Source organism: Mycobacterium zoologicum, from assembly GCF_020181635.2.
Taxonomy (GTDB): Bacteria; Actinomycetota; Actinomycetes; order Mycobacteriales; family Mycobacteriaceae; genus Mycobacterium; species Mycobacterium zoologicum.
In genome coordinates, this window is record NZ_JAYJJS010000039.1 from 22,980 (window position 1) to 35,046 (window position 12,067).

General features: G+C 68.9%; 8 protein-coding genes and 1 tRNA gene. 7 read left to right on the top strand and 2 right to left on the bottom strand.

Annotation, left to right across the window (positions count from 1 at the left end):
• Positions 1 to 59: 59 nt before the first annotated feature.
• From K6T84_RS22010 to K6T84_RS22025, 4 genes are all read left to right on the top strand, one after another.
• On the top strand, positions 60 to 2,678 hold the full coding sequence (locus K6T84_RS22010) for a multicopper oxidase domain-containing protein (protein WP_225401732.1): 2,619 nt from the start codon (positions 60 to 62) through the stop codon (positions 2,676 to 2,678).
• Between the two features lie 162 nt (positions 2,679 to 2,840).
• Positions 2,841 to 3,935, top strand: a complete 1,095-nt coding sequence (gene pdhA / locus K6T84_RS22015) for a pyruvate dehydrogenase (acetyl-transferring) E1 component subunit alpha (RefSeq protein WP_225401733.1) — start codon at positions 2,841 to 2,843, stop codon at positions 3,933 to 3,935.
• On the top strand, positions 3,935 to 4,984 hold the full coding sequence (locus K6T84_RS22020) for an alpha-ketoacid dehydrogenase subunit beta (protein ID WP_224865125.1): 1,050 nt from the start codon (positions 3,935 to 3,937) through the stop codon (positions 4,982 to 4,984). The genes pdhA and K6T84_RS22020 overlap by 1 nt, the downstream gene beginning before the upstream one ends.
• Positions 4,981 to 6,135, top strand: coding sequence for a dihydrolipoamide acetyltransferase family protein (locus K6T84_RS22025; protein ID WP_225401734.1), 1,155 nt, complete (start codon positions 4,981 to 4,983; stop codon positions 6,133 to 6,135). Before K6T84_RS22020 ends, K6T84_RS22025 begins: the two co-directional genes overlap by 4 nt.
• 1 nt (position 6,136) lies before the next feature.
• On the opposite strand, the gene K6T84_RS22030 is transcribed toward K6T84_RS22025, so the two are convergent.
• Positions 6,137 to 6,895, bottom strand: a complete 759-nt coding sequence (locus K6T84_RS22030; protein WP_224865127.1) for an enoyl-CoA hydratase — start codon at positions 6,893 to 6,895, stop codon at positions 6,137 to 6,139.
• A 137-nt stretch (positions 6,896 to 7,032) separates the two neighbouring features.
• A tRNA-Arg gene (locus K6T84_RS22035) sits at positions 7,033 to 7,106 on the bottom strand.
• A 290-nt stretch (positions 7,107 to 7,396) separates the two neighbouring features.
• Here K6T84_RS22035 and K6T84_RS22040 point away from each other — a divergent pair.
• The 3 genes from K6T84_RS22040 to K6T84_RS22050 form a co-directional block, all read left to right on the top strand.
• Entirely contained in the window at positions 7,397 to 8,845 is a 1,449-nt protein-coding gene (locus K6T84_RS22040) for a wax ester/triacylglycerol synthase family O-acyltransferase (protein ID WP_225401735.1), read from the top strand.
• Complete coding sequence (locus K6T84_RS22045) at positions 8,842 to 10,458, top strand: HAD-IB family hydrolase/lysophospholipid acyltransferase family protein (protein ID WP_224865129.1); 1,617 nt, start codon at positions 8,842 to 8,844, stop codon at positions 10,456 to 10,458. The genes K6T84_RS22040 and K6T84_RS22045 overlap by 4 nt, the downstream gene beginning before the upstream one ends.
• Positions 10,455 to 12,067 (top strand): glycerol-3-phosphate 1-O-acyltransferase (locus K6T84_RS22050; RefSeq protein ID WP_329786846.1); only part of this gene is annotated, 1,613 nt, incomplete at its 3' end. The genes K6T84_RS22045 and K6T84_RS22050, both read left to right, overlap by 4 nt.

Below are 12,067 nucleotides of genomic sequence, written 5' to 3' on the forward strand. Positions count from 1 at the left end.
GGCTATCGATGTCTAAGGTCACTTTCGCCTAGCGGTGCGGCCACCGTAGCCTGGCGAGCATGATCCAGTGGGGGCAGCCGTCGGTGCCCGTCGTTGCACCAGGCATGGCGCCGTCACCCGCGCCGCCCATCGCGCCGCGCCGCAGGGGCGGACCGCGCGGGCCGGTGTTCCTGGGCTCGAACATCGTGATCCTGGGCTGGCTGGTCGTCGCGGTGACGCTGTTGCTGGCGCACGACGCGATTGCGCACCCGATCTGGCTGCCGGTACATGCCCTGCTGCTCGGTGCGGCTACCAACGCGATCGTCATCTGGTCGGGACACTTCACCCCGACCCTGTGCCGGGTGCCCGACCCGCCGCACTGGCACCTGGTGGCCAAGCTGGCGGTGCTCAACACCGGCGTGATCGCCGCGCTCGGCGGTGTCGCCCTGGGTGCCATGGCGCTGACCGGTCTCGGTGGGGCGGTGGTGGCCGTGGTCGCCGTCGCCCACGGCGTCGAGCTGTTCGGCATGAAGAAGAAGGCGCTGTCCGCGCGCTTCGACTACCTGATCAGCTTCTACCTGGCCGCGCTGACGGCGCTGCTGATCGGATCGGCCGTCGGCGCGGCGATGGCGCTGGGCTTCAACGACGTTGCCACGTGGTATCCGCGGTTGTGGACCACCCACGTGCACGTCATGCTCTACGGCTGGATCGGGCTGACCGTGGTGGGCACGCTTTTCACCCTGTGGCCCACAACAATCCGAGAGAAGATCACCGACCGCAGCTATGCGATGGCACATCGGGCGCTGCCGGTGCTGGCGGCCGGACTGGGTGTGGCCGTGGTGGGCCTGCTGGCCGGCAGCTGGTGGGTGACGGTCGCGGGGCTGGCCGGCTACGCGGCAGGCGTCGTCGTCGCCGTCGTCGGGCTGTGGCCGGGCCGCAGCTTCACCGGCTCGGCTGCCTGGATGATGGTCGGCGCGATCTGCTGGCTCGGAATCGCGGTGGTGGTCGAGGCGGTCGGCCTGATCGCGGCTCGATCCACCGAGGGGTTGCCGGCATTCGTCGAGCACACCCTGTTGCCGCTGCTGGCGGTGGGCTTCGTCGCCCAGATCCTGATGGGTGCGTTGAGCCAACTGCTGCCGGTTCTGGTGGCCCACGGCCCGCCGATACGCAAGGCCGCCATCGCCTATCTGGACCAGGGCTGGCAGGTGCGGGTGGGCGCGATCAACGTCGCCGTGCCGCTGGTGGCCGGGCCGTGGCACGGCGTGGTCCCGGTGATCGGCTGGGTGCTGGCCGCCGTCGCGGTCGCCGGATTCCTGCTGTTAGCCCTTCGGCTGGCGCTGCCGGTGGCGCTGCGTGGACCCCTAGACCCCGAGGCAATGAGGTCGCATCCGAAGGCGGTGACGGCCGGGGTTGCGGTGGCGTCGCTGGTGGCGGTCTCCGCGGCGCTGGCGCTGGGAATGGGCGCCCCGGCACCGTCGGGGGCAGCGGCCGTCTCCGGTGCGGCCCACACCGTCGAGGTGACGTTGAACAACATGCGCTTCTCGCCGGACGTCATCGACGTGCCGGCCGGAACCCGGCTGGTGCTGCGGGTCACCAACGCCGACGGACTGCCGCACGACCTGCGAGTGGACACCGGCGAACACACCCCGCGGCTGACCCGCGGCCAGACCGCGGTACTCGATCTCGGTGTGGTGCAACAAGACCGGGACGTGTGGTGCGATGTACCCGGCCATAAGGCCGCGGGCATGACGATGACGATTCACGCCGTCGGCGGCGTCCCGCGGCATGAGCATTCCGGCGGCGGGCATGGCGGCAGTACGCCCGCACCGATGACCCTGGATCTGGCCGCCGATCCGTCGCCGGGCTGGACGCCCCACGACGCGGTGCTGGCTCCGGCTACCCCCGGTGTGCACCGGGTGGAGTTGCGCGCCATCGACCGGGAACTGGAGGTCGCGCCCGGCCGCCGCGAGGTCCGCTGGACATTCGGCGGCGTCGAGCCGGCACCGACGCTGCACGGCAAGGTCGGCGACACCTTCGAGATCACCCTCATCAACGACGCGACCATGGGCCACGGCATCGACTTTCACGCCGGCGCGCTCGCCCCCGACCAACCGATGCGCACGCTGAATCCGGGGGAGCGCCTCGTCTACCGGTTCACCGCGCGCCGGGCCGGGGCGTGGCTGTACCACTGCAGCACACCGCCGATGACCCTGCACATCGCCAACGGCATGTACGGCGCGGTGATCATCGACCCGCCCGGCCTGCCGCCGGTCGACCGGGAGTACGCGCTGGTCGGCGCCCAGCTGTACGCGGGCCCGCCGGACGGCGACGCCAAGACCGCCGCGATCCGCGCCGGGCAGCCCGACGGCTGGATGTTCAACGGCACCGCGGCGCAATACATGCACGCCCCGCTATCGGCTCGCACCGGTGAGCGGGTGCGGGTCTGGGTCGTCAACGCCGGGCCGGGCGACTCGCTCGCCTTCCATGTCGTCGGGACCCAGTTCGACACCGTCTACAAGGAAGGCGCCTGGCTGTTGCGCCCGAACGATCCCGGTGGCTCCCAGGCACTGGATCTGGCGCCCGCCCAGGGCGGTTTCGTCGAGATGACCTTCCCCGAAGCCGGCCACTATCCGTTCATGGATCACGACATGCGGCACGCCGAGAACGGGGCGCACGGCATCTTCGAGGTCTCGGGGTAGTTCAGGCAATAGCGGCGACGCGCCGAGCGTGCGGTTTGGTACGCGGCACGCGCCTGGCGGCCTACCAAACCGCACATTCGACGAACAGCCACGCCGAATCAGATCACCGAGGTCCCCGCGCGACAGCTGGCATAATGAGAGCAGCGTCACAAGGAGGCTCGCATGGGCCAGCTGCCAGGCATAACCGGTCCGCAGGTCGACCTCGACCCTGTGCAGCTGATCGGGCCCGACGGCGCTCCCACCGGCGAGCAACGCTACAGCCGGAACCTCCCCGAAGAGACCCTGAGCTGGCTCTACGAGCAGATGGTGCTCACCCGTGAGCTCGACGTCGAACTGGTCAACCTGCAGCGGCAGGGAGAGTTGGCGCTGTATGCGTCCTGCCGCGGCCAGGAGGCGGCGCAGGTCGGCGCCACGGCACCGCTGCACAAGACCGACTGGCTGTTCCCGCAGTACCGCGAACTGGGGGTCTTCCTCACCCGGGGCATTCCGGCCTGGCACGTCGCGGCCGCCTGGCGCGGAACCTGGAACGGCGGCCTGGAGTTCACCGCGAAGAACTGTGCGCCCATCTGCGTTCCGATCGGCACCCAGGCGCTGCACGCGGTCGGTGCGGCGATGGCCGCGCAGCGCCTCGACGAACACTCCGCCACCGTCGCGTTCGTCGGCGACGGCGCCACCAGCGAGGGCGACGTCCACGAGGCGCTCAACTTCGCCGCGGTGTTCGCCGCCCCGTGTGTGTTCTACGTGCAGAACAACCAGTGGGCCATCTCGGTACCGCTGCACAAGCAGACCACCGCACCGTCGCTGGCGCACAAGGCGATCGGCTACGGCATGCCCGGCATCCGGGTGGACGGCAATGATCCACTGGCCTGCTACGCGGTGATGGCCGAGGCGGCCGAGCGGGCCCGCAACGGCGGCGGGCCGACATTGATCGAGGCCGTCACCTACCGGCTCGGCCCGCACACCACCTCCGATGACCCGACCCGTTACCGCAGCAGTGCCGAGGTCGAACAGTGGGCCGCATTGGATCCGATCCCGCGTTACCGGGCCTACCTGAACAACATCGGGATCTGGTCGCAGCGCCTGCAGGACCGGCTCGACGCACGGGCCAAGCGGCTGCGCACCGAATTAAGGGAGGCCACCGTCGGCGCCGGCGACATCGACGTCGAGGAGGTCTTCACCGCGGTGTTCGCCGAGATCACCCCGGAACTGCAGCAGCAGCGACGCGCGCTGCACGCCGAATTGGCCAGGGAGCGCTGATGACCCAGATCCTGGAGCCGCCCACCCGGCCGGAAACACCGTCGGCCCAACCCCGCAACGGCGCGACCACCGGCCAGCTGACCATGGTGGCCGCGCTCAACCAGGCGCTGCGCGACGCGATGGACGCCGATCGACGAGTCCTGGTGTTCGGCACCGACGTCGGCGTGCAGGGCGGGGTGTTCCGGGTGACCGAAGGCCTGACCGAAACCTTCGGAGAACAACGCTGTTTCGACACGCCGCTGGCCGAATCCGCGGTGATCGGCATCGCCATCGGCATGGCGGTCCGCGGATTCGTTCCGGTGCCGGAGATCCAGTTCGACGGGTTCAGCTACCCTGCCCTGGATCAGGTGGTCAGCCACCTGGCCAAGTACCGGACCCGAACCCGCGGCGCGGTGCCCATGCCGGTCACCGTGCGCATTCCGTCGTTCGGGGGAATCGGTGCCGCCGAACATCATTCGGAGTCCACCGAGACCTACTGGGCGCACACCGCCGGCCTGAAGGTGGTGGTCCCCGCCGACCCGTCGGATGCGTACTGGCTGCTGCGGCACGCCATCGCCACTCCCGACCCGGTGATGTTCTTAGAACCCAAGCGACGGTACTGGGTCCGCGGGGCCGTGGACACCGAACACCCCGCGCCGGGCATCGGGTGCGCCGCGGTGCGCCGTTCCGGTACCGACGTCACGGTGCTCACCTACGGCGGCGGGGTGGCGACCGCACTGTCGGCTGCGGAGATCGCCGCCCAAGAACACGGGTGGAGCCTGGAGGTCGTCGACCTGCGCTCGCTGGTCCCGCTCGACTTCGACACCGTCGCGGCATCGGTGCGCCGCACCGGGCGGTGTGTGGTGTTGCACGAGGGCCCGCGCAACCTCGGCTACGGGGCCGAGCTGGCGGCGCGCATCTCCGAGGAACTGTTCTACGAGTTGGAGGCACCGGTCTTGCGCGCCAGTGGTTTCGACACCCCCTATCCACCGGCGCGGCTGGAACGGCTCTGGTTGCCCGGGCCGGACCGGCTGTTGGACCTCGTCCAGCGCGTCCTGGAGCTGCCATGAGCGCCCAGACGTTCGCCGTCCCCGATCTCGGCGAGGGCCTCGAAGAGGTGATCCTGACCAAGTGGAACGTCGCCGTGGGCGATCAGGTGGAGCTCAATGCGGTGCTGTGCACCGTAGAGACGGCCAAAGCCGAGGTGGAGATCCCCAGTCCGTTCGCCGGACGGGTGCTCGAGCTGGGCGGTGCCGAAGGTGCCGTGCTTGCCGTCGGGGCGCCCCTGGTGTGCATCGACACCGACGCCGACGGGCGCACACCGGTTCTGGTCGGCTACGGGGCCGACGACGCCTTCGACACCAGCCGCCGCACCTGCACCGCCAGCGGGCGGCCCAAGGCCAAACCGGCCGCCCGAAAGCTCGCCGCCGAACTGGGAGTCGACCTGAACGCTGTGGCGCCGGGCCCCGGCGGGGTGATCACCGCCGACGGTGTGCGGGCAGCCGCCGGCAGCCGCAATACTGAGGTCGACGAACATCCGGTGACGCCGGTCCAGGCCGCGATGGCGAAGCGGATGACGCTGTCCCGCAGCAGTATTCCCGATGCGCACGCCAGCGTGCAGGTGGACTGCGTCAACCTCCTGCAGCTTAGCGATCGCCTCGCCGCCACGTCGGGCCAGACGGCGATCACTCCGTTCGTGCTGACGCTGCGGCTGCTGATCGTCGTCCTGCGAAGGCATCCGGTGCTCAACGCGACCTGGATCGACGCGGCCGAGGGGCCATCGATCCGCACCCACCACGCGATACACCTGGGCTTCGGAGTGGCCGCGCCCCGCGGCCTGCTGGTGCCGGTGGTGTTCGACGCCGACCGCAAAACCACCAGAGAGCTGGCCGATGAGGTGGCGCGGCTGATCACCGGGGCGCGGGCCGGCACGCTGGCGCCCACCGAGCTACAGGGTTCGACGTTCACGGTGTCCAACTTCGGCGCACTCGGAATCGACGACGGCGTGCCGGTGATCAACTACCCCGAAGCGGCCATCCTGGGCATGGGCTCGCTCAAACCACGCCCGGCGGCCGTCGGTGACACCGTCGTGGTCCGTCCGCAGATGAGGCTGACCTGCGCGTTCGACCATCGGGTGGCCGACGGCGCCCAGGTTGCCGAATTCCTTTGTGCGCTACGGGATCTGATCGAGAACCCGGATACCGTGCTGCTGGATCTGTAGCTCAGCTGCGCCGGGCGGCGGCAAGCCGGGCCGCGAACTCCGGTGACTCGACACTGGCCGCCTGCGGGCCGAGTTCGGTGCGCTTGGCGAACTCGTGCTGCTCGCCCTCGATGGCACCGGGACTCGCGGTGGCCCGCATCGTGGCCTTGGTCGCCAGCACCACATCGCGCGGCGCTGATGCGGGGCCGGCGGCCAGGTCCAGCGCCGCGGCCACCGCGTCGTCGCTGACCTGCAGGGCCAGCCCGTGCCGCACCGCTGCGTCGGCGTCGAAGCGCATGCCGAACAACAGCGCGGCGCGAGCCACCTGCGGCCCCACCGACCTGTTCAGCATCCAGGTGGCGCCGCCACCCGGATGGATACCGAGCTTCTGGAAGCGGGCGTCGAACAGTGCTGCGGGACCCGCGATCCGGACGTCGGCCGCCAGAGCCAGGTTGAGGCCCGCGCCCACGGCGGCGCCGTTGACCGCGGCGATGGTGGGCAGCGTGCACTGTGCGACCGCCATGAAGCCGTCGTAGAGTGCCAGCAACCCGTCCTCGGTGGCGGCGCCCAGCGCCGAGAGGTCCGCGCCGGCACAGAACGCCCGGCCGGCGCCGGTGACCACCACGGCGTGTACATCGGGATCGGATTCGGCGCGCTGCACGGCGGCGCGCAGTTGCGCCGACATCGTGGCGGTGACCGCATTGCGGCGATCGGGATCGTTGACGGTGATCAACGCCACCCGGCCGGTGACGCTGTACAGGACGAGATCAGGTGACGTCATCACCATATTGTTTGACGCGCGAGCCGGTCAGGCGACGAAGTAGATGACCACGGCAGATATCACCACCAGGGCAACCATGAAGGCGGTGTACAGGAAGATCGTACGTTCGTGACTCATCCGCTCACCCTATCCTGATGCGCCCCCGGCAGGACTCGAACCTGCGACCACAAGATTAGAAGTCATGTGCTCTATCCACCTGAGCTACGGAGGCAATCCGGACCCAGTTTATCCGCCGCGGGTGGCGTATCGGCGGCGACTGAGCAATGCCGTGTCCGGCCGTTTCATGCGGCGGTCCCAGCTTCGGCTCTCCTTCGTCGAGCCTCGCTGAACCGCCGGTTCCAATTCAGCGCGCCAACAAGTTGTTTCGTTTTGCCGCACGGCGGCCGTTTCTGGGAAATCGGTAACCTTCGCAATGGGCAAACAACTAGCGTTGAATGGTGCGCGTGAAGAGTGTGAATCAGGAGGGGCGCGTGGTGGAGGCTGCGGAACCGGGAGCTTCACATGGGTGACCTCGTCGACGCGGCCGGCCTGCCCACCGAACTCGGTGCCGTCGACTACCTGCTGCATCGAGGTGAGGCCAATCCGCGCACCCGCTCGGGGATCATGGGTCTGGAACTGCTCGACACCACACCGGACTGGGATCGCTTCCGGGGCCTGTTCGAGAACGTCTCGCGCCGGGTGCTGCGGCTGCGCCAGAAGGTGGTGGTGCCCACCCTGCCGACCGCCGCGCCGCGCTGGGTGGTCGACCCCGATTTCAACCTGGATTTCCACGTCCGCCGCATCCGGGTACCCGAACCCGGGGGATTGCGTGAGGTACTCGACCTCGCCGAGGTGAGTCTGCAGTCCCCACTGGACATTCAGCGGCCACTGTGGGCGGCCACCCTGGTCGAGGGACTGGCCGGCGGGCGGGCCGCCACCTTGCTGCACCTGAGCCATGCCGTCACCGACGGGGTGGGCAGCGCCGCGATGTTCGGCCAGATCTATGACCTGGAACGCGATCCGCCGGCCCGCGAACTGCCGCCGCAACCGGTCCCGCAGGACCTGACCGCGGGCGACCTGATGCGCGACGGCATCAACCACCTGCCGGCCGCGGTGCTCGGCGGCACCCGGGACGCGTTGATCGGCGTGCTGTCGATGGCCACCCGAACGGTTCGCGACCCGTTGGGCGCGGTGGCCGGTGCCATCGACTACGCGCGGTCGGGTGCGCGGGTGATGGCCCAGGCGGCCGAGCCGTCGCCGCTGTTGCGCCGGCGCAGTCTGAGCAGCCGCACCCAGGCGATCGACATCCGGCTGTCGGATCTGCACCGGGCGGCCAAAGCCGGCGGTGGATCGATCAACGACGCCTATCTGGCCGCGCTGTCCGGTGCGCTGGGCCGCTACCACCGGGCGCTGGGGGTGCCCATCGCCACGCTGCCGATGGCGATCCCGGTGAACCTGCGTGCCGAGGCGGACCCGGCCGGAGGCAATCGATTCACCGGGGTGAACCTGGCCGCCCCGGTCGGCGTCATCGACCCGGTGGAGCGGATCAAGCGGATCCGTGCGCAGATGACGCAGCGCCGCGACGAGCCCGCGATGGACGTGATCGGGTCCATCGCACCGTTGCTGAGCGTGTTCCCGTCTCCGGTGCTGGAGAAGATGACCGAATCGGTGGTCGCCGCCGACGTGCAGGCCAGCAACGTGGCGTTCTATCCGGGTGAGACGTTCATCGCCGGAGCGAAGGTGTTGCGGCACTACGGAATCGGTCCACTGCCTGGGGTGGCGATGATGGTGGTGCTGATCTCGCGCGGTGGCGAGTGCAGCATCACGGTCCGTTACGACCGCGCCGCGGTGCGCGACGAGAACCTGTTCACCCGTTGCCTGGTCGAGGGATTCGACGAGGTGCTCGCACTGGCCGGTGAACCCGCCCCGCACTGCGTGGCGGCATCCTTCGACCCGGGGGTGCGGCCATGAGCGACGACCGCACGCCGCCGCCGCGGGACATGCGTCTACCCGGATCGGTGGCCGAGATCGCGGCCAGCCCACCGGGCCCGAAGATCGGCGCTTTCTTCGACCTCGACGGCACTCTGGTGGCCGGCTTCACCGCGGTCATCCTCACCCGCGAGCGGTTTCGCAGCCGCGACATGGGGTTGGGGGAGTTGTTCGGCATGATCCAGGCCGGGCTCAACCACCAGCTCGGCCGCATCGAGTTCGAAGACCTCATCACCGCCGCGTCTTCCGCGTTGCGCGGGCGTTCGATCACCGACCTCGACGAGATCGGCGAGCGGCTGTTCGTCCAGAAGATCGCCAAGCGGATCTACCCGGAGATGCGCGAAGTGGTCCGGGCGCACCAGGCGCGCGGTCACACCGTGGTGCTCAGTTCTTCGGCGCTGACCATTCAAGTCGAGCCGGTGGCCCGTTTCCTGGGCATCACCAACACCCTCACCAACGCATTCGTGACCGATGAGGACGGTGCGCTCACCGGGGAGGTGGTGGAGCCGATCCTGTGGGGGCCGGGGAAAGCCGCAGCGGTACAGAAGTTCGCCGCGGCCAACGGCATCGACCTGCAGGACAGCTACTTCTACGCCGACGGCGACGAGGACGTCGCGCTGATGCACCTGGTGGGCAACCCGCGGCCGACCAACCCCGAGGGCAAGATGGCCTCGGTGGCCCGCAAGCGGGGCTGGCCGATCCTGCAGTTCTCCAGCCGGGGCAGCAGTGTGGTCGGTCAGCTGCGCAACCTGGCCGGCCTCGGGTCAATGGTTCCCGTCGGTGCGGGGGCGATCGGACTGGGCCTGCTCAGTGGCAGCCGGCGCCGCGGCGTCAACTTCTTCACCGCGTTCTTCCCGCACCTGCTGTTGACTCTGAACGGCGTGCGGCTCAACGTGATCGGCAAGGAGAATCTCACCGCGACCCGGCCGGCGGTGTTCATCTTCAACCACCGCAATCAGGTCGACCCGGTCATCAGCGCATCGCTGGTGCGCGACAACTGGGTCAGTGTCGGCAAGAAGGAACTCGAACGAGACCCGATCGCCGGCCCGCTGGGCAAGCTCACCGAGATGGTGTTCATCGACCGCGACGACGCAGCCGCCGCGGTGGAGTCCCTGCACGACGTCGAAGAACGCGCCAAGCGAGGCCTGTCGGTGGTGATCGCACCGGAGGGCACCCGGAACGACACCACCGAGGTGGGGCCGTTCAAGAAGGGGCCGTTCCGGATCGCGATGGCCGCCGGAATCCCGATCGTCCCGATCGTGATCCGCAACGCCGAGGTGGTCGCCGCCCGGGACTCGATCAGCGTCAACCCCGGAACCGTGGATGTCGCAGTGTTTCCGGCGATCTCGGTTGAAGACTGGACAGTGGACAATCTCAACGAGCGGATCGCCGAGGTGCGCCAGCTCTACCTCGACACCCTGGCCGACTGGCCGGTCGACGAGCTGCCGGAGTGGAAGGTCAAGCCCGCCAAGAGAACTCCGGCCAAGAAGGCGCCTGCCAAGAAGGCGCCTGCCAAGAAGGCGGCCGTCAAGAAGGCTCCGGCTAAGAAAGTGCCGGCCAAGAAGGCGCAGCCCAACCCGAAGGGGCGGCCGTGACCGCCCCGCCCGCCGCGGATCCGTCCACCGCAACTGAGACCCTGGTGCTGGCGTTCGCGTCGTCGCAGGTAGAGGCCAGCCTCGTTCAGAAGTGGTTGAAGCATTACCGCCAGGCGCACCCCGATACCCGCGTCGAGCTGCTGCAACTGGACCGGTCCGAGCGGCTGCCCGCGGAGATGGCGGCACTGGTCGGGCAACTGGAACGCGACGAACAGCGGTCGATCCTGCCGGTGCGGGTGTTCTGGATGCCGCGCGCCGGGGCGTCGGCGCTGTCCCGGGTGGCCGCGCTGCTGCCGGGCCGTAATCCCTACCGGCCCAGTGAGCGCCAGCAGCGGCTGATCGTGCGCACCGAGTCGTCGCTGTCGAAGGTAGTGGTCGGTGAGCCGGCCCGGGTCGCCGAGATGCGCCGCCAGTGGAGTGAGGACACCGTCGGTGAGAACCCCCGCGATTTCGCGCACTACGTGACCCGGCGCGCGACGTTGGCGCTGGAGCGCGCCGAGTACCGGATTCTGGGTCCGCAGTACAAATCACCGCGTCTGGTGAAGCCGGAGATCTTGGCGTCCACCCGATTTCGGGAAGGACTCGAGGCCATCCCGGGTGCCAGTCTCGATGAGGCCGGCAAGATGCTCGACGAGTTGTCCACCGGTTGGAGCCGGGTTTCGGTGGACCTGGTGAGCGTGCTCACCCGATTGCTCAGCCGCGGGTTCGACCCCGACATCGACTACGACGAGTATCAGGTCGCCGCGCTGCGCACGGCGCTGGAGAGCCACCCCGCCGTGTTGCTGTTCTCGCACCGGTCCTACATCGACGGTGCGGTCATGCCGGTGGCCATGCAGGAGAACCGACTGCCACCGGTGCACGTATTCGCTGGAATCAACCTGTCTTTCGGATTGATGGGGCCGCTGCTGCGGCGCTCCGGGGTCATCTTCATCAGACGCAGCATCGGCGGCAACCCGCTGTACAAGTACGTGCTCAAGGAGTACGTCGGCTACGTCATGGAGAAGCGGTTCAACCTGAGCTGGTCGATCGAGGGAACCCGTTCGCGCACCGGGAAGATGCTGCCCCCGAAACTGGGGCTGATGACCTACGTCGCCGATGCCTACCTGGAAGATCGCACGGAAGATGTTTTGCTGCAAGGTGTTTCGATCAGCTTCGATCAGCTGCACGAGACCGCCGAATACGCCGCATACGCCCGTGGGGGAGAGAAGACTCCGGAGGGGCTCGGCTGGCTGTACCGGTTCATCAAGGCGCAGGGCGAACGCAACTACGGCAAGATCTATGTGCGGTTCCCCGAGGCGGTCTCCATGCGCCAATACCTCGGGTCGCCCGAGGGCGAGATGGACCCGGACGCCAAGCGGCTGGCCATGCAGAAGATGGCAATCGAGGTGGCGTGGCGGATTCAGCGCGTCACCCCGATCAGCGCGACCGGCCTGGTCTCGGCGCTGCTGCTGACCACTCACGGGCTGGCGCTGACGTTGGGGCAGATCCACCATTCGCTGCAGGAGGGGCTGGATTACCTGGAGCGCAAGCAGACTCCGATCTCGACCAGTGGCTTGGGGGGGGGGGGGGGGGGGGGGGGGGGGGGGGGGGGGGGGGGGGGGGGGGGGGG

Bases quoted from the DNA above. Each gene is read 5' to 3' on its own strand.
- K6T84_RS22030 (WP_224865127.1), bottom strand. From the start codon at position 6,895: ATGACGTCACCTGATCTCGTCCTGTACAGCGTCACCGGCCGGGTGGCG.
- K6T84_RS22025 (WP_225401734.1), top strand. From the start codon at position 4,981: ATGAGCGCCCAGACGTTCGCCGTCCCCGATCTCGGCGAGGGCCTCGAA.
- pdhA (WP_225401733.1), top strand. From the start codon at position 2,841: ATGGGCCAGCTGCCAGGCATAACCGGTCCGCAGGTCGACCTCGACCCT.
- K6T84_RS22020 (WP_224865125.1), top strand. From the start codon at position 3,935: ATGACCCAGATCCTGGAGCCGCCCACCCGGCCGGAAACACCGTCGGCC.
- K6T84_RS22045 (WP_224865129.1), top strand. From the start codon at position 8,842: ATGAGCGACGACCGCACGCCGCCGCCGCGGGACATGCGTCTACCCGGA.
- K6T84_RS22040 (WP_225401735.1), top strand. From the start codon at position 7,397: ATGGGTGACCTCGTCGACGCGGCCGGCCTGCCCACCGAACTCGGTGCC.
- K6T84_RS22010 (WP_225401732.1), top strand. From the start codon at position 60: ATGATCCAGTGGGGGCAGCCGTCGGTGCCCGTCGTTGCACCAGGCATG.